Origin of the sequence: Thermovenabulum sp. (genome assembly GCF_049701175.1) — a bacterium.
Classification (GTDB): Bacteria; Bacillota; Thermosediminibacteria; order Thermosediminibacterales; family Thermosediminibacteraceae; genus Thermovenabulum.
Window position 1 is genome coordinate 72,096 of record NZ_JBNATW010000008.1, and the last position, 16,911, is coordinate 89,006.

Annotated in this window: 24 protein-coding genes and 1 pseudogene; 19 read left to right on the forward strand and 6 right to left on the reverse strand. The window is 34.6% G+C overall.

The window, feature by feature from the left end; all coding sequences use genetic code 11:
• The first annotated feature begins 75 nt into the window (after window positions 1-75).
• The 4 genes from ACPLVF_RS04410 to ACPLVF_RS04425 all read left to right on the forward strand — a co-directional run bounded on the left by ACPLVF_RS04410 (window position 76) and on the right by ACPLVF_RS04425 (window position 2,991).
• Entirely contained in the window at window positions 76-873 is a 798-nt protein-coding gene (locus ACPLVF_RS04410; RefSeq protein WP_424906613.1) for a helix-turn-helix domain-containing protein, read from the forward strand.
• Entirely contained in the window at window positions 870-1,973 is a 1,104-nt protein-coding gene (locus ACPLVF_RS04415) for a toprim domain-containing protein (RefSeq protein ID WP_424906614.1), read from the forward strand. Before ACPLVF_RS04410 ends, ACPLVF_RS04415 begins: the two co-directional genes overlap by 4 nt.
• 25 nt (window positions 1,974-1,998) lie before the next feature.
• The gene (locus ACPLVF_RS04420; RefSeq protein WP_424906615.1) at window positions 1,999-2,178 is read left to right on the forward strand and encodes a hypothetical protein; all 180 of its coding nucleotides are present in this window, start codon (window positions 1,999-2,001) and stop codon (window positions 2,176-2,178) included.
• A 639-nt stretch (window positions 2,179-2,817) separates the two neighbouring features.
• Complete coding sequence (locus ACPLVF_RS04425; RefSeq protein WP_424906616.1) at window positions 2,818-2,991, forward strand: hypothetical protein; 174 nt, start codon at window positions 2,818-2,820, stop codon at window positions 2,989-2,991.
• A gap of 1,464 nt (window positions 2,992-4,455) precedes the next feature.
• Here the strand turns inward: ACPLVF_RS04425 and ACPLVF_RS04430 are convergent.
• The 3 genes from ACPLVF_RS04430 to ACPLVF_RS04440 all read right to left on the reverse strand — a co-directional run bounded on the left by ACPLVF_RS04430 (window position 4,456) and on the right by ACPLVF_RS04440 (window position 5,412).
• A complete protein-coding gene (locus ACPLVF_RS04430) occupies window positions 4,456-4,815 on the reverse strand; it encodes a heterodisulfide reductase subunit A-like protein (RefSeq protein WP_424906636.1) in 360 nt (119 codons plus the stop codon).
• Between the two features lie 5 nt (window positions 4,816-4,820).
• Window positions 4,821-5,027 (reverse strand): 4Fe-4S dicluster domain-containing protein, encoded by a 207-nt coding sequence (locus ACPLVF_RS04435; RefSeq protein ID WP_424906617.1) that lies wholly within the window; start codon window positions 5,025-5,027, stop codon window positions 4,821-4,823.
• A 103-nt stretch (window positions 5,028-5,130) separates the two neighbouring features.
• Window positions 5,131-5,412 carry an ArsR/SmtB family transcription factor gene (locus ACPLVF_RS04440; RefSeq protein ID WP_424906618.1) on the reverse strand — a complete coding sequence of 94 codons (282 nt, stop codon included), beginning with the start codon at window positions 5,410-5,412 and terminating at the stop codon, window positions 5,131-5,133.
• 89 nt (window positions 5,413-5,501) lie between these two features.
• Here ACPLVF_RS04440 and ACPLVF_RS04445 point away from each other — a divergent pair, with 89 nt between their 5' ends.
• The 11 genes from ACPLVF_RS04445 to ACPLVF_RS04495 all read left to right on the forward strand — a co-directional run bounded on the left by ACPLVF_RS04445 (window position 5,502) and on the right by ACPLVF_RS04495 (window position 11,070).
• The gene (locus ACPLVF_RS04445) at window positions 5,502-5,819 is read left to right on the forward strand and encodes an ArsR/SmtB family transcription factor (protein WP_424906619.1); all 318 of its coding nucleotides are present in this window, start codon (window positions 5,502-5,504) and stop codon (window positions 5,817-5,819) included.
• Complete coding sequence (locus tag ACPLVF_RS04450; RefSeq protein ID WP_424906620.1) at window positions 5,803-6,726, forward strand: permease; 924 nt, start codon at window positions 5,803-5,805, stop codon at window positions 6,724-6,726. Before ACPLVF_RS04445 ends, ACPLVF_RS04450 begins: the two co-directional genes overlap by 17 nt.
• Window positions 6,727-6,744: 18 nt before the next feature.
• Window positions 6,745-6,954 (forward strand): hypothetical protein, encoded by a 210-nt coding sequence (locus ACPLVF_RS04455; protein ID WP_424906621.1) that lies wholly within the window; start codon window positions 6,745-6,747, stop codon window positions 6,952-6,954.
• A gap of 100 nt (window positions 6,955-7,054) precedes the next feature.
• Complete coding sequence (locus ACPLVF_RS04460) at window positions 7,055-7,420, forward strand: putative zinc-binding protein (protein ID WP_424906622.1); 366 nt, start codon at window positions 7,055-7,057, stop codon at window positions 7,418-7,420.
• Between the two features lie 18 nt (window positions 7,421-7,438).
• Window positions 7,439-7,777 (forward strand): ArsR/SmtB family transcription factor, encoded by a 339-nt coding sequence (locus tag ACPLVF_RS04465; RefSeq protein WP_424906623.1) that lies wholly within the window; start codon window positions 7,439-7,441, stop codon window positions 7,775-7,777.
• 20 nt (window positions 7,778-7,797) lie between these two features.
• A complete protein-coding gene (locus tag ACPLVF_RS04470; protein WP_424906624.1) occupies window positions 7,798-8,535 on the forward strand; it encodes a DUF169 domain-containing protein in 738 nt (245 codons plus the stop codon).
• Window positions 8,536-8,697: 162 nt separating this feature from the next.
• Entirely contained in the window at window positions 8,698-9,084 is a 387-nt protein-coding gene (locus ACPLVF_RS04475; protein WP_424906625.1) for an ArsR/SmtB family transcription factor, read from the forward strand.
• Window positions 9,085-9,127: 43 nt separating this feature from the next.
• Entirely contained in the window at window positions 9,128-10,213 is a 1,086-nt protein-coding gene (arsB, locus tag ACPLVF_RS04480) for an ACR3 family arsenite efflux transporter (protein WP_424906626.1), read from the forward strand.
• A 33-nt stretch (window positions 10,214-10,246) separates the two neighbouring features.
• On the forward strand, window positions 10,247-10,480 hold the full coding sequence (locus ACPLVF_RS04485; protein WP_424906637.1) for a carboxymuconolactone decarboxylase family protein: 234 nt from the start codon (window positions 10,247-10,249) through the stop codon (window positions 10,478-10,480).
• 15 nt (window positions 10,481-10,495) lie between these two features.
• Window positions 10,496-10,624 (forward strand): 4Fe-4S binding protein, encoded by a 129-nt coding sequence (locus ACPLVF_RS04490; RefSeq protein ID WP_424906627.1) that lies wholly within the window; start codon window positions 10,496-10,498, stop codon window positions 10,622-10,624.
• A 218-nt stretch (window positions 10,625-10,842) separates the two neighbouring features.
• Window positions 10,843-11,070 carry a hypothetical protein gene (locus ACPLVF_RS04495; protein ID WP_424906628.1) on the forward strand — a complete coding sequence of 76 codons (228 nt, stop codon included), beginning with the start codon at window positions 10,843-10,845 and terminating at the stop codon, window positions 11,068-11,070.
• 121 nt (window positions 11,071-11,191) lie between these two features.
• Here the strand turns inward: ACPLVF_RS04495 and ACPLVF_RS04500 are convergent, their stop codons facing one another.
• Window positions 11,192-11,590: a four helix bundle protein gene (locus ACPLVF_RS04500; RefSeq protein ID WP_424906629.1), complete on the reverse strand. Its 399-nt coding sequence runs from the start codon at window positions 11,588-11,590 to the stop codon at window positions 11,192-11,194.
• A 1,071-nt stretch (window positions 11,591-12,661) separates the two neighbouring features.
• Here ACPLVF_RS04500 and ACPLVF_RS04505 point away from each other — a divergent pair.
• On the forward strand, window positions 12,662-12,805 hold the full coding sequence (locus tag ACPLVF_RS04505; protein WP_424906630.1) for a hypothetical protein: 144 nt from the start codon (window positions 12,662-12,664) through the stop codon (window positions 12,803-12,805).
• A gap of 304 nt (window positions 12,806-13,109) precedes the next feature.
• On the opposite strand, the gene ACPLVF_RS04510 is transcribed toward ACPLVF_RS04505, so the two are convergent.
• Window positions 13,110-13,667 (reverse strand): hypothetical protein, encoded by a 558-nt coding sequence (locus tag ACPLVF_RS04510; protein WP_424906631.1) that lies wholly within the window; start codon window positions 13,665-13,667, stop codon window positions 13,110-13,112.
• 53 nt (window positions 13,668-13,720) lie between these two features.
• Between ACPLVF_RS04510 and ACPLVF_RS04515 the strand changes: the two genes are divergently transcribed.
• From ACPLVF_RS04515 to ACPLVF_RS04525, 3 genes and pseudogenes are all read left to right on the forward strand, one after another.
• Window positions 13,721-14,347: an ABC transporter ATP-binding protein gene (locus ACPLVF_RS04515; RefSeq protein ID WP_424906632.1), complete on the forward strand. Its 627-nt coding sequence runs from the start codon at window positions 13,721-13,723 to the stop codon at window positions 14,345-14,347.
• Between the two features lie 38 nt (window positions 14,348-14,385).
• Window positions 14,386-14,912: pseudogene (locus ACPLVF_RS04520) on the forward strand (ABC transporter permease); the annotation flags it as partial.
• 253 nt (window positions 14,913-15,165) lie between these two features.
• Window positions 15,166-15,354 (forward strand): hypothetical protein, encoded by a 189-nt coding sequence (locus ACPLVF_RS04525; protein ID WP_424906633.1) that lies wholly within the window; start codon window positions 15,166-15,168, stop codon window positions 15,352-15,354.
• A gap of 233 nt (window positions 15,355-15,587) precedes the next feature.
• Here the strand turns inward: ACPLVF_RS04525 and ACPLVF_RS04530 are convergent, their stop codons facing one another.
• Window positions 15,588-16,757 (reverse strand): alanyl-tRNA editing protein, encoded by a 1,170-nt coding sequence (locus tag ACPLVF_RS04530; protein ID WP_424906634.1) that lies wholly within the window; start codon window positions 16,755-16,757, stop codon window positions 15,588-15,590.
• Between the last annotated feature and the right edge of the window lie 154 nt (window positions 16,758-16,911).

Here is a 16,911-nt window from a genome sequence, read left to right on the forward strand (position 1 = left end):
TAAGTACTAGTACTCAAGGAAGGAAGTGTCGCTTTCCCGCCGCGCCCGCAAGTTTAAGGAAAGGAGGAGGATCCGATGAGTCAGAATAAAAAGAATAAGGTTATAAAGATTGAACAGGTATCGGACGGATATAAAATCTTTTACGAAACGCCTCAAAAAAATTTGTTGGCTTATACAATTCACTACGGTTTGCTGAATTTTACTGAGAAAGAATTGGCAAACACAAATAAGATAGGCGATTATAATGCCGTTTATATTGAAGATTCAATTATTTACGCAAAGGACATGAGTCTATGGGAAAAATTGGTCTATATAATGATCAAGTCATACTGCAACATAAACTACGAAGCATATCCTTCGATTGAGCTGTTGGAGAATGCGGCTGGCCATTCACACACAACTATAATTGAAGCAATCGACAAACTGGCAGAGAAAGGGACGATATTTGCAATTCGAAGCAGACGCAGAAACGGAACTGATCAGCGCTATATAAATAACTTGTACAAATTTAAAAAAGCAAATGATTCCGAATATTTAACTTATATTCCGCTGAATCTTGTTTTTTGTAGAAGTCTGAACATAAATTCAAAGATGCTGTATATATTTCTGCTTGCAAAAGCAAAAAATGGATACATGGTAACTGTGACAAAAGAGGAACTCAAAGAGTATTTATGCGTGCGCACATGGGACACTGTAAAGAAACATATAGAAATTCTCCATCGTCTTGGGTTTATTTACACTTACTGTAATACGACAAAAGGGCCTGAAAAAGAGAAAGGGATTCGTTTTCTGCTGCGGCGCATTTGCCCGAAAGAATTAATGATTACAGATGAAGACATCGAGAATATTATTGGAACGGAGGCGGTATCTTGATTTCAAAAAGAATTGAGCGGACGGTGATAAGAAATACAAATGTAATTGAATTGCTTGATGATTTAGATGTCAGTTACAAAAGATATGGTGATGAAGTAAGGATTGTTTGCCCTTTTCACCAAAATGCAAACGGTTATAACCTTTCAATAAATGTAGAAAAGAGGGTTTTCTGCTGTTTTAGTCACGGTTGCGAAAAGAACGGTTACAACCTGGTTGATCTTGTTATGCGAATAATGAAAACAGACGACAGGGAAAGAGCAATCAGGTATATGGCAAGCTTGGCAAATTTGGAAATAGATTTGTTATGCCGAAATATTACCAAGTATAGTTATAAGAATAAAAAAGGATTATTATCGTTCAAGGACAGCACTCTTTCATTCATAAAGGAATATAGAACAGTTGAAGCAGAAGATGAATCTGCTGTATATAAAGAATCGCAAATTCGCGAATGGCATAATGCATTATTAGAGAGTAAATATCCTCTCCGTTATCTTACTGAAGAACGCAAGCTTACTGATTGGGACATCGAGAATTTTTGGATTGGCTTTGATCCCGAAGAAGAAGATATTATTTTCCCTGTTTATTCTACAGATGGAAAACTGAAGGCGGTTGTAAGACGCACATTGTCAGAGGAAAAGGCTGAGTATTTTGGTAAATATAAAGTTATAGGTGCAAAAAGTGAATGCCTTTACGGGTTATATGAAGCACAAGGCGAAGGTTATGATTTGAGCAAAATTATACTTGTTGAGGGTGTTTTTGATGCGATAGCACTTCACCGTATGGGATATACTGCGGTAGCACTTTTAGGCACTTCAATTTCTAAATATCAGTTGAAATTACTGTATGAACTATCGCCTGCTGAGATAATTCTGTGTCTTGATAATGACAGCTGCAAAGGTGAAGATGAAGATTCGGGGAAAAACGGAGTGATCAGGAGTATTAATCAGTTTTCAAAAGCGGGTTTTAACCTTGACGAGATTAGTGTTATCCAGCTTTCTGGATATCAGGATCCTGACGAAGTTCCCGAAAAGGAATTCAGAAAAATGTATGAAAATAGAATATCAGCAATTGATTTTTATCTTATGCAACAAATAAGGTAATTTTGGAATCGGTTCAGGTGGGAAAGTGGAAGGAAAAATAAATAACAAGATAATTTCTCATTTCAACTACTTCTCAAAGAGGGAGTTGTGGGTGGGCGAAACGGCTTGCCGTAAAGAGCTGGGCATATACATTTGTTACAAAGGAGAAAATGAGCTTTTTCCAGCATCAATCTTGCCAAGCACTAAAAAAGATGATAAGATGTAAGCGAGGAAAAACCTGGAAAGAAAAAGCAAGTAAGACAGGAGGGCTATAGATGAAAGTAATCTACGAAAAGTTCGTTTACTCCCCTCGCAGGGGAGCGTTTTGGATATATGTTGTTCAATTTAGCTTTTGGCGAGGTGAGGTTATGCTTGCAGTGCCGAGCGGCAGCGGAAAACGCTTAGTCTGGCATAAGCGGTATTATTTCCCGTGTGCCGCACCTCTCCTTACAATTTCGGTTCGCCTCGCGGAATCGTTCGCACTATAGGAGCCCTGTTTCTGCAGGGCTTTTTATTTTGCTGCAGAGCGGAGGATGGAAGAGAAAAGATGAAAAAAAGCAGAATAAAGATGGTTTTATTTTTGTATTAGGATGGTGTTTGGGAAGTAAAAATAAAACAAGCAAGGGCGAAAATCGTTTTCCCTCTTAGGTTTTCGCAAAGAGCCTAACGCTGGTAACTTTAAAAACACAACAAAAAAGTTACTACATTACTACAATACTACATTGCTACATTACTACATTACTACATTATTACATTACTACAATTAATGCGTCGCTGTAAGAGTAACAAGAACGGCATTTTAAAAACCAAATACAAATACTGTTTCTGCAAAAGAAAAGGCACAAAATCAAGAGATACAAAGTCTATGAGAGTTATGACAAGCATCTCGCTTTCTTTGTTTTTGAAAACAAAAAACCCCGCAAGAAATCGAGGCATGATAGTAACAAGCAGTGCTGTTTTAGAATTTTCAAAACAGCCGTCGCCAATTCTGCCAAGTCACGGCATCGGGGGATTATGCTCGTTTCATGAAGTTGTTTAAAGTGCGGAGCACCCTGATGTTCTATTTGTTTGGAATCGATAAGCATTTTAGTGATTTTTGTAATTTTTTGCCCAAGGTTATTATAACTTTTTCTGAGGGAATATACCCGTTACCAAATACGATTATTAGCCAGTGCCGAGTTTCCATTCCTAAAGCCATAAAAATAAAAGCCTCTGCATAAGGATAAAGTGTATGTAGAGGTTTTTTATTTTTAAATGTGTAATTACGATTTTAAAATTGAAACGCTAAAAACGAAATCTTTTTAAAAACTTTTCGTTTTTAAAATCGAAACCTGAAAACTTATCGGAAAAGTAATTGTAATTCAGAAAGATTGCCTGTGGCGTAAATTTCACCCTTTAAAAACGCTCTAAATCCAGTAAAATCAAAGCTTCCATGGATTGGGGGTTGTCGGGGGGAAGATAACATAATAATGTAAAAACAAAAGGATTAGCCATTAACACGAAGTAGTAATATAAATTGATTCCCTATTTTAAAGGTGCTTTGAAGCCAGTAAAATTGCCTATGGCGTAAATTTTGCCCTTTAAAAGTGCCTTCAACCCAGTAAAATCAAGGGTTTCAGAAGTTGAGGATATGTGGGGGAAAGATAACAATAATGAGAGAGGCCACATTAATTTATATTGTCCAAAAATCAAAATAGAAAGCTTAGAAGTTGAGCATAAAGAACAAGAGTAGGAATATGAAATGAGATTTTAGAAACAAATAGCCTTTTGCATTTGCTTCAAAAAAAACTCTTTTGAACACTTCCAAAGAGGAAAAATATTAGAATAAGTTTGTGATAAAATTTAAAAAATGTTACAAAGCAAAAAGCTTGAGACATAAAAATCTTGATTTTTAATAAGATATTTGATTTAATATGTTTTTGAAAACGAAATGGGGTTTTGCGAGATGACCAGGTTTTTGAAAACCTCCTTCTTTTTCTTTTTGCTTTACACATTGTATGTTTTGAAGGAGCGATTTTTGCTCCTTCTATATTTTTAAAAACGAATAACGATTTTAAAATCGGACAGCTACATATATATGAAAATTTCGAAATAGGATAAAAGGTGCTTTTGCTCATTTGGTTTGTGCGCTATAATGTATCCATCCATATTTGGCATATTTGAGTCAGGGGTGGTGTATTTAAAATTGAAATAGGAAAAATGCAATTGTATATGTCATTTATACCTTTTCCGCATGCGAAAAAAGTGGTTCTTTTGAGAGAGTGTTAAGGGAAAAGGTTTAAGGTTCAAGTGGTATTGAACAAGATGAGGGATAAGTGGTGAAGCTTTGAGGGAAGCGTCCTTTATGCCACTTATCCCTTTTTCCTTTTATCCTTGACCCTGCCCTTCTTTCGGAACAACTTTTTTCATACAAAATTTCCTCCCACAAAATCCCATGTAGATTTTACGCGGGTTGGAGGGCAGTGGAAGAGTTTTTTTAAATTTTTTTAAAGTAATAGTTTTCTTAATTATGCTCTTCAACAGCTTTTTTAATAGCATTAATTGCTTGTTGAGTGTCCATGTTTCTGATTTCAACACCTATGTGCTTTTCTTTTGGAAAACCTATTGCTTCGAAAGCGTCGCGATACATTTTTTTCTGCATTGTTGGATCGCAACCTGCCACATAAAGCTGATCTATTTGAGCACCATTAAGCAGCTCTCTTAAATATTTATCTCCATCATCAGAACAAAGCTGAGGATGTAAACCTACCCATTCAAATATACCTTCTCTTCTCAAACTGTTTAACACCTCAAAAATATCCATCTTGTGAAATGAAGGACATGTTCCTTGACATACACACAACAACAAACCTCTTTTTGCCATATTTCTCACCTTTCTTCTCCAAAATATTTGATAGCCTCGTTAGGGCAAATTTTTTGACAACCTCTACAGAATTCAACACAATTATCAGGATTTTTTACATTTGGATATCCATCTTGACCAATCTCATAAACATCATGGGTGCAAAAATTAACACACTGATAACATTGGATACATTTTTCTTTGTCTATAATGGGATACCAGTTTTTTGCCAATATTTTCACCTCCCTTCAAAGCATTATTATGGATTATTTAAGACAAATCGCATATTCGAATAATCAAATAATTATAACAAAAAATAAACAAAATGCATACTCCTTAATTAGTGAACTTTTCTTTGACTCTTTTAATCATCTCTATGCTTGCGTGATCTACTAACTTATAAAATACCCTATTTCCTTCCCTTCTGTCTTCTACAATACCCATGCTCCTTAAGATAGTAAGATGTCTGGAAATATGAGACTGATCAAGGTTAAGTCTACTAATCATTTCACAAACACAAGTTTCATTTTCAGAAAGAAGCTCTATTATCTTGATTCTGGTAGGGTGAGAAAATGCCTTAAAATATTCAGCTGTTTTTTTTAAAATTTTTTCCGACATATCATAACTCCTTTCAAAAATAGTATATTCGATTATTCGAATAATGTCAATAAAATTTTTTATTGAATACTGAAGGGGTGAATACATTAATGACAAATAAGCTGTTAACCCAGCAAGCCAATCAATTTAAAGCTCTTTCCGATGAATTTCGATTAAGGATTCTTTTGTATTTATATTTAAACGGGGAAAAATGCGTATGTGATATTTGTGATTTTTTTAACATCGGTCAGTCAAATATTTCTTATCACTTAAAACTGCTTTATGATGCAAATATAATTAACAAAAGACAAGTGGCAGTGTGGAATTATTATTCCTTAAATACCGAGAATAATCTTTATCCTTACCTGTGTGAAATATTCAAAAGTATAAGTCAGGAGGAATTAAAGGAAAATGTTTCAAACAGTTAATTTGCTCAACACAAGAAAAGTATTTATCACCATAATGGGGGAACTTATATTTCTTTTTATTGGTATAAGTTTTCTTGTGGCTCTTATTCAAAGATACCTATCGAAAGAGAAAATAAAAATGATTCTTTCGGTACCGAAGAAGGGTTTAAACAGCATACTTGGTGCGGCACTTGGCGCTGTGACGCCCTTTTGTTCATGTTCAACAATACCTATTTTGGTAGGATTATTTAAAAGCGAAGCGCCGTTTTGCGGTGCAATATCTTTCCTTATATCTTCCCCTATACTGAACCCTGCTATTATAGCGTTATTTTTGACATTTTTCGGGCTTAAGGTAACACTTGTATATGCGGCATTTACCTTCATATTTGCCGTAGTCATAGGTATTTTACTTGATAAGCTCGGCATGGAAAAGGAAGTTAAAAGAGTAACCATTAAAGGAGAAATGCAAGAAGAAGCTACATATGATAAGCTTCAAGGTTCATTTTTTGAAAAGAACAAAATAGTGATTAAATCCGCCTTAATTGATGCCGTAGGATTATTTAGAGGGGTATTTCCGTATCTGTTAATTGGAGCTGGTATTGGATCGTTTATTTATGGATTTGTTCCAGAAGATCTAATAATTAAAGTTGCAGGTAAATCTAATTTCTATTCAGTGCCTGTTGCTGCAATTATTGGTATTCCAATGTATATCCGAACTGAGACGATGATACCTATTGCACAGGTGTTGGTTTCAAAGGGCATGAGTTACGGTACAGTAATGGCACTAATCATAGGCGGAGCGGGGGCAAGCATACCAGAACTGTTGCTTTTAAATTCCATTTTTAAGAAAAAGATGATGGTTGCTTTTGTGGTATCTATATTTGCCGTAGCCGTTATTACAGGATATGTGTTTAATATAATTATGTAAGAGCAGGAGGTGATTGAAATGGCAGAAAAAAAGGAGTCAATTTTCTCAAAGCTGTTTAAACCATCTAAATCTTGTTGTTGTTCCATGGAAATTGTAGATGAAGATAAAGAAAAGACGGCAGAGGATAAAGAGGAAAAAAAAGGAGTCGAAATAAAATTTTTTACTATGGGAGGAGGCTATCCCAAAAAGAAATTTTTTAAATGGGATAGCCTATTTTTATTCAATTAAATTAAATGGCTTTTTCAGCTTCTTGACAAATACGATTTTCCAGTATAGTATATTTATATACGCATATCCGTATATAAATATAATTATAGGAGTGATTTTTATGAAGTTAGGTATTTTGCCTTGCCAAGGGGCATGTAATGTAGGGAATATGACAAGTAAGGTGGCATTGAAGTATGTAGACAATGAAAAAATTAACATGGTTTGTGCATTAGGACTTCCTTTAGGAATTAAAAAGATTATTGACATGGCGAAGGAAAATGATAAGTTTATTGCACTAAACGGCTGTCCGATGAAGTGTTCATCAAAAACATTGGATAAAGTAGGAATAACAGGATATGAAGAAATAGTGCTGACCAGTGATTTCGGCATTGAAAAAAACAAAAACTTTAATGATGTGAGTAATATGGACAAAGTGGAACAAAAGGTTGAAGAGATTATTAAAAGTTTTTTCCATAACCAAAGATGATGAAGAAAGGGTGGAGCGATGGATAAATTAATAGAATTTTTTAAGGTTTTATCCGATGAAACAAGGCTGCGGATTTTGGTTTTATTGTTTCATAAAGAACTTTGCGTATGTGAGATGTGCGAAATTATGGAGGAAACACAGCCCAAAATATCCAGGCACCTTGCAAAACTTCGAGATATTGGATTTGTGAGAGACAAAAGACAAGGACAATGGATTTTTTATTACTTAGATTTAGACGATACTATTATGAAACATATTATTGAAACTATAGTTGGCAATAAAGAAAGGTATCCTGTTATTCAGAAAGATATTCAAAGACTCCACTCAAAAACGAAATGGTGTGATAGAAAGAATTAGAAGGAGAGGTGCTGAGCTTAATGAACAATTTAATGGAATATGCAACCAAATTGAAAGAGATTCTTGGACTTGAAAGAGAACCTGTTGGGGTTAAATTTTTAAAGGAAAAAGAAAAACAAAACCTAAAAGATAATTATGATGATGTGACAAAAACGCGGTACTGCCAGGCGCTTATGAGAGCAGGAAATGGAGAAAAAGTAATGGTTACCAGCGAGAATATTTCATGTCCTGCTTCTGCTGCTGCTTTTGGGTTTAAGCCGTTACCAGAGGTGCTGGCATCAGGGCAGATGCTTTATAACTTGGGATTATTTGCAACGCCTGAGGCTGGTAAAAAAGCTATGGAAGGGATGACAAGGCTCAACCTTGGGGATTACCATGCGGTAATATTAAGCCCGCTTGGAGATATGGAAGTTGAACCTGATGTAGTAGTGGTAGAGTCCAAACCTGAACACCTTATGTGGTTATCTTTGGCATATATTTATGAGACAGGAGAAAGGCTGCAGTTTAATTCAGCAATATTTCAGGCAACTTGTGTAGATTCAACAGTTATTCCATTTGTTACGGGAAAATTAAATTCAAGTCTGGGTTGTTATGGATGCAGGGATGCTACTAACATAAGAGAAGAAGAAAACTTAATTGGGATTCCTTACAAAAAACTTAACTCTGTGGTAAAGAATCTTGAGCAATTATCACTAAAACCCATGAAAAAAGCAAGGGCAAAGGAAGCTTTCCATTCTTTCAAAAAGTGTGGGGAGTAGAAAATAATATTCTCCATTATCATTCTATAATTGTTTATGAAGCTTGATTTGCTGAAATGTATGTTGCTCATTTTTTTATATTGACAACATTCAATTAATGGAATATTATTATGATTAGATTCAATTATAATCATATAATATTTAATATTTAGCATTTGGGAGGTGAGAAGCTTGTCGCTGATTTCAGTACTGAAAGCTTTGGCAGAAGAGACTCGCTTGAGAATACTTAACCTGTTGATGGAAACTGAACTTTGTGTATGTGAGCTTGAAGACATATTAAATATTAACCAATCCAATGCTTCAAGACACTTAAACAAGCTGAGCAATGCAAATTTAGTAATATATGAAAAAAGGGGCCATTATGTCTATTACCGTATAAACCGAGAAATGCTCACTAAATATCCTTTTTTAAATGAACTTTTAGGAAAAGAGCTAAGCGAAATAAAGCAATGCGAAGAAGACAAAAAGAAATTATCATTATATAAGAATAAGGGGATTACTTGCGAACAACTACAAAAAGAAAAGCTCTCTCTTTATATCAACCTGTAGTAGGAGATTAAGGAATTTAATAAATAATGAAGGAGTGATTACAATGGAAACTGAAAATAAATCTAAATTATCTTTTTTGGATAGATTTTTAACTCTTTGGATACTATTGGCTATGGCGGCTGGAGTATTGTTAGGTTACCTTTTTCCTGGACTTGCAAAAACCCTTGAAGGTATGAGTACAGGTACGACCTCATGGCCTATTGCTATAGGTTTAATACTGATGATGTATCCACCTCTTGCAAAAGTAAAGTATGAAGAAATGGGGAGGGTTACAAAAAATAAAAAAATCTTTATATTTTCTATAATACAAAATTGGATAATTGGTCCTATTTTGATGTTTATACTTGCACTTTTGCTTCTTTCAGATAAGCATGAATACGCCATTGGATTGATTATTATTGGACTTGCAAGATGTATTGCTATGGTTATCGTATGGAATACCCTTGCCAAAGGTGATAATGAATATGCAGCAGCGTTAGTAGCTTTAAACTCAATATTTCAAATAATATTTTATTCATTCTATATATATATCTTTGTTACATTACTACCGAAAATTTTGGGGTTGTCTTGGGGTGGTATGATAGTTGAGGTTTCTATCTGGGAAGTTGCCAAAAGTGTTCTTATCTATCTTGGTATCCCCTTTGCTGCAGGTTTTATTACAAGATTTGTTTTGATTGGTTCAAAAGGCAAGGAATGGTATGAAAAAGTATTTGTTCCTAAAATTTCACCAATAGCTTTGATTTTCCTTTTATATACTATCATTGTGATGTTTATTTTAAAAGGGAAATATATAGTTACACTTCCTGGTGATGTTATAAGGATTGCTATTCCGCTATTGTTATACTTTGTCATTATGTTTTTTGTAAGTTTCTTTATCTCATACCTTGCTGGTTTCAACTATGAACAGACTGTTACTTTATCCTTTACTGCAGCCAGTAACAATTTTGAGCTTGCCATAGCAGTTGCCGTTGCAGTTTTTGGTTTAGGCTCAGGTCAGGCGATGGCTGCTGTTGTTGGGCCATTAATTGAGGTTCCAGTAATGCTTGCACTTGTAAATGCGGCTTTAGCCCTGAAGAAAAAATATTATAATAAAGAGGGTTTACCAAAGCGTATTAATGGAATAAGGTAATAAATAAGTATATTTTAACTTAATGAGGAGGTAATATATATGGGAAACATGATAGATGATAAAATAAGGGAGCTTATTGCCATCGGCGCAAGTATTGGGGCAAATTGTGTTCCTTGTCTGCGATATCATTATTCCTATGCCTTTGAGTTGGGGGTGAGTTCGGAAGACATACAGCAAGCCATCGAAATAGGCAAAATGATAAGAGAACAACCTAGGAAACATATAGATGAAGAAATAACCGAATTACAAAAACGCTATCAAAAATAGAAGGCTTTAAGCAAAATGGTAAGAAATTGGTATCCAATCATAGATAAGGATAAATGCACTCAGTGTTTAAGCTGCGTAAATTTTTGCAAGCACATATATTTCTCATTTATACCTTTCCCCATGCGAAAAAAGTGGTTCCGTTGAATGAGTGTTAAGGGAAAAGGATTAAGGTTCAAGTCGTAAAGAAATAGCAAAGGGATAAGTGGTAAAGCATTGAAAAATTCTGGATTTACGCCACTTATCCCTTTTTTCCTTGAACCATGAACCTGACATTTTGGTAAAACAAATTCTTTCAAGAAAAATAAAATTTTGTTATTATTAAGACAGAAGAAAATAAGGAGGGTCTGAAACTGGAGTGGAAGATGGTTTTTATCAAGGATTGCTTGGTGGATTGTCATGTTATTGATAAAGAGATATTAAAGCAAAAAGTAATTGATGTAATCAATCAAAATAAAGATTACATCAGTCAACTTGAGGATGGAGATACGGGTAAAATTGCTGATAGTCAGGAACAGATTTTCGTCAGGTTCTATGTTGTAGGAAGCAGGTTAATAATAGATGAGGTGCAGGAAGAGGTTTATGTAGTATAAGGAGTAAATAAAAGAAGGATTAAAGGATTAAGATGTGAAAGAAGGGGAATAAGTGTAGAGTTTATAATAATAAGGAGCGTATACACTTATTCCCATATAAAAGGCAGAAACATGACAAAGGTTATGCTATTTCCTCATCCTCTGCTTGTTCCTGCAGTTTTCGGATACAGCCGATCAACATCTTAATTATTTCAATAGTTTTTTGCTCAAGAACAGTATAATCTTCTTTAGAAATATATCCATTATCAGCAGCAATAACAAGCCAATGCCGCGTTTCCGATGCGCTGCCGAGCGCATTATTAAGGAAATTGATTTGTTTTTTCTTATAAAGCTGGCCGTTGCCCTCTGCAATATTTGCCCCGATTGAGGCAACGGCCCTTATTATTTGTGATTTTGTTGCATAAGTTTCGAATGCAGGAAAATTAGCGGAAACTTTATAGATATCTTGAGTCAATTCCCTTGCCTTTTGCCACACCTTGAGTGTTTTGAAATCCTTTATGTTTATATCATTTTGCTCCATCCCTATCACTTCTCCCTTCTAAAAATGTTATTATTTGCTCTTATAATAACTGAAAGGGGATTTTAAAATCAAATTTTACTAAATGTTTATTGGAGGCAAGGGGAGAGTATTAGTTTTAAAGAAATAAAAAATGAAAAGCCTCTACCCTGGTTCTCAGAGTAGAGGCTTTATTTTTTTCATTTTTGTTTTTCATTTTTAAAAATGAACGGAACGATTTTGAATATGTGAAACTTTAATCAAAGATTTTCGTTTTTAAAATCGAAATTGTATTTATATCACAAGGGTTTCGGCCAATTTCACTCTGAAGACCATGAACATGTTGAATAGTATATAGAATGTTTTTCTGTAAACAAAACAGTTTCAAGCTTTCCATTCATGTTCGGAGTTGCTATTTCAACACTGTTGAATATAAGATAAAAACTTGAATAGTAAGCAATACATTTTTAAAAACGCTTTACTTTAAGCATTATCTTTTTTTTAAACCTGTTATGGTTTTCAAAAACGAATTTAGAGCTATAAGACTGCATTCCGATGGTATTAGTTTATGTAGCTCCAAGGCTATTTTTTTGGATGAGGCAGCTTTATTAATGTCTGTTAATTTCTATTAATCTTTATTAATCTGTATTAATGCCTGTTAATGGAAATTAATAGAGATTAACAGCAATTAATCAATTTTCGTATCAATACATCAAAGCCAAGGAGGTCAGGTACTATGCTTGAAAATAACAATGGGGAAAGATATTGGGCACGATTTTAAAAACAAATCAAGTATTTAGAGAATAAGTGGAATTCAACGCTAAAAACATTAGTATTGTGAGAAAAACATAGTATATTTGTGATAAAACAAAATAATTTGCCAAAGTTAGTCTTCAAATAATACTTTTGCGAGGGAAGTCAAACTTCATCTTTCGATTGTCTGGATTAACGAAAATAAAGCCAAGATAGGTTATGAAATCCCGTTTACAAGATATTTTTACGAGTATCAGCCTCTGCGTCCGTCGGAAGAAATACTGAAGGAAATTGTGGAACTGGAACAGCAGATTTAAGAAAAGCTAAAGAAGGTGATAGGGAATGGGATATAAGCGGTATGAGAAGTATAAAGATTCGGGTGTTGAGTGGATTGGGAAAATACCAGAGCATTGGACAGTATGTAAATTGAAGCCTATTCTAAAAGAATTAGTTTCTGGAGGCACACCTTCATCTATCTACAGATGAAGAAAATTGGACAGAAGATGAAGATGGTATAAATTGGGTTAGTATTGGTGATATGTCGAATACGGATTATGTTTATAAAACTGCAAAAAAATTACGCTGAAAGGATTAAAAGAAAAAAGTCTTAAGATATTAAAAAATTGAACAGATTTGTATTTTTTGCTTTTTGTCAAGTAAAAAAAGTGCATTTGCATCACCTTGCATAATAGTGAGACATAGTATGCAGGCGATGCCTATACGGAATATGTAAACAAACAATATAAAATATGTATCTAAACGAGTGCGTTGCAGGCGCACTCGGTGTATTCTATGCCGAAAGTCGTTTTCGCAAGAGCGAGCGAAATTCTTGTAAAAGTCGTTTTTTATGTCGTTTCACCGTGATCGTGCTTACGGCGTGTTTTTTAGCGATTTCTTCCAGCGTCTCTGTAACTTCTCGTGGCGCATATTCATCCGCCACCTTGGTAATGAATTGGCAAAAAATATCTATTTCAAGTTCGTTTTTGTTGTATAGAAAATCTTCTATTGCGCTCGTTAGAGCCTTTTTTAGCTCTCTCGTGAGCACTGTGTTTTCTATGTTTTTTAGCTCTGTATTTGCTTGGATTTCCGCAAAAATCACCACTTTCTTTTCCAGTCTCAGAATTCGGTAAAGATAAGGCGAAACGCTGTTCCTTACGCGCTTTGCCACGATACTGCGGATGTCGTCTGTGTTTCTGGCACATTCAATGATAGCGGGATTCTTTTTTATTTCTTGCAAAACTTTCCAAAAATGCATCAGGACTTCTTGTTCTGCCTCCGCTTTTTCGTTATCGTCTGTGTATACATATTGCTTACAACTTTTATAAAAAGACTTACGGTAATATGTCAATACCCTAAAAATGGAAATTAAAAATATTCAGATGAAAAAAGGGAGGATGTAACATGTTTCGTCTGCAGGAAGTTAAATACAAAGATATACTTTACGTTAAAAATCTATTTATCCCAAAAGGCAAAATAACCGCGATAGTAGGAGAAAGCGGAAGCGGAAAAACCACTCTGTTGAGGTTATTAAATAAACTCATAAGTCCCACATGCGGAAAAATATTTTATAACGAAAAGCCGTTAGACGAGATAAATTCCATTGAATTGAGAAGAAATGTGGTCATGCTACCCCAGACTCCTCCAATTTTTGACGGTACCGTCAGGGATAACCTGCTTATCGGCTTGAAGTTTTCAGAAAAACCAATTGTTGGAGATAATAAACTGCTGGAAACTTTGAATATGGTGCATCTGAACAAACCTCTTACAGAAGATGCGGAAAAATTATCGGGTGGAGAAAAGCAGCGATTGGCTCTTGGAAGAATCATATTAATGGACCCCGAAGTTTTTCTGCTGGACGAACCTTCATCTGCTCTGGATGAAGATACAGAAAAAGTGATTATAGAAAATTTGGTTCAGTATACAAAGGCAAAGGATAAGACACTTATTATGGTTACTCATTCCAGAAAAGTTTCAGAGGTTTTTTCCGACATTATAATTGAAATAAAAAAAGGAACGGTTGCAGGCTAAGGAGGGGAGTGAAAATGAAAGGCGTGATCGAGCTTCAAATTTGGCAAATTGCTGCAGCTTACAATATTTACAAGCGGACAAAAACGAAACTTGCACCAAAAATAAAAAGAATCATTGCCTTTTCGATGATATGCGGGACGCTATCCAGTCTTATGTACTTCATACTCGTTGTGGTTAATCTGTCTCCATGGTATGAACCGAGATACTTTATACCAATTGCCGGAATGATTATCGGCAACTCGATGACGGGAATCTCCCTCGGCGTAACAAGGCTTGTTGACGGTGTGACCGCCCAGAAAAATCTGATAGAATCAGCATTGATGCTCGATGCAACTCCCAAAATGGCAGCAAAGCAGATCGTTGACAGTGCATTTGATTCTGCAATTCTCCCAACAATCAATTCTATGGTGGGAATGGGCATAGTGTTTTTACCGGGAATGATGATATAGAATACCAAATAGCGATCATGCTCGGGATACTTGGAAGCGTAACACTGACGGTTATTTTATTTGTACATTTAGGGTATAAAGCTTTTTTTAACAAAGAGCAACAGCTGGAAATATAGTGCCAACACCTATAGCAAAAATGCTAAACTTTGATTGTAAGCCTAAAAATACGTGGAAATTATCATTATTCCCATTAAAAATGTAGGTGTAACGCTTGCAACTACGGGGTCTTCAGAGTCTTTCATCATCTCCTTTTTTTAAATTGTCGTGCCACAGTGTGAAAGTAAAATACCGTTACGGGGGAAAATATATTATAGCTGGTTAATGGCTTGTGCGGTAAAGGGAAGGATGTATTCAGGAGGTTGAATATAAATGGCTGTAAAGTTAGACATGCTGGGTTTGGGGTGGTTTGCAAACTTTATTGCCCGTGCTGTGTCGGAAAAAGGGGCCGGAAAGGTGACCGTTGAGGCAGCCTGTGATGTAAATCCGGAAAAGCTTAAGGAACACTTTGTTTGGAAATATCCGAAATACTCATCTTTTCTATATCTCTGCCGGTCATAAATAGCCTGCCGACTTTATGAAGACCGACAATTTCGGCTATTTTTAATGCTGTGGCAGTTAAGTCCATATTCTTTTTTAACAACAATAGTAAAAGAGCCGGGATCAAAATCAATTGCAGATAAAGGTGTCGTAATAGATGAGACTTAAAATCATATTTTAACAGCCTGCTTTTTCTGTTGCTTATCTTGGTTGAATGGGCAAGTATTTTGCAAATCCGCTTTTGCAAATGAATGTTAGGAAGTATGCATTTTGTAATTTTTAAAAAAATTTATAAATTTATATATATCCTCTACCTTTTCAAACGATCCTTGGGCAAATTTTGGACTTCCACCACCACGGCCGTTAAACTTAGCAAGAATTTCTTTAAAAAGTTTTCCACAGTTTATGTCTAGATTACCATTGTGTGATAAGATAACTTTTTTATCAGGGATAGAAGCAAAAAGGATTAATATATCTTTTAGTGAAGATAACTTATTAGCAATTAGCTGTATTTCCTCAAAGGGTTTATCTTCGAATATTTTTATAATTCTATCATCAGCATCTTTTAAAAGTTCCTTTGCTATAAATTCGGCATTTAATTCTTTTTGTGAATTTAATTGCCTTGTAAGATTTTTGATTTCATTTTGTAGTGATTCTATTTTTATGGTTATTTCATTTTGAGGAACAGATAATAATTTTATTAAATTGTTTATTATATTGTTCTTCTCTTGAAAATCCCTAAGAAGCCTTTTGCCACACTTAAAATAAACCCTTGTCATGTTTTTGTATTTTTCAGTCTTTAATATCTTTACCATCCCAATTTCCCCAAGGCTTTTTACATGGGTTCCACAGCAGGGTGAATAGTCTATGCCTTCTATTTCAACTATTCTTATATTTACATCACTTGGAGGGAGCTTTCTTAAAGGAAGATTTTTAATTTCTTCTTTAGTTATTGTATAGGATTTTACAGGGATATTTTTAAATATAAGTTCATTTACTCTATTTTCAACATTTCTTATAATTTCGTCGTTTATATTATCAAGCCCTATATCTATTGTTAAATAGTCATCTCCAAGGTGAAAGCTGTTTGTTGGAGCATCGTACATTTCCAAAAATACTGCTGATAAAAGGTGCTGTCCTGTATGGTTTTGCATGTGGTCAAATCTTCTCTCAAAATCAATTTTGCAGTAAACATTATTTTTTTCAAGTTTTTGTTTAAGAACATGATATATTTTATCATTTTCCTCAAACAAATCTACAACTTCAATTCCATCAATCCATCCAAAGTCTCTTGGTTGCCCACCACCTTCTGGATAAAAGGCTGTTTCTGAAAGTTCTACAATGTAATTGCTGTCCTTTTCTATTTGATTTACAATATATGCATTCCATTCATATATGTACGGATTATAGTAATAAAGCCTCATGGGAGCATCACCTTTTTGTTTTAATAAGATGAAATTTTATGTAATTATTATAATATAATCATGAATATTTTAAAAGAAACTTAAATTTTTCTGAACTTATGTCAAGCGTCAATGAAAATGTCAGGTAAAGCTCGTCTGTGAATTTGTCAGGGTA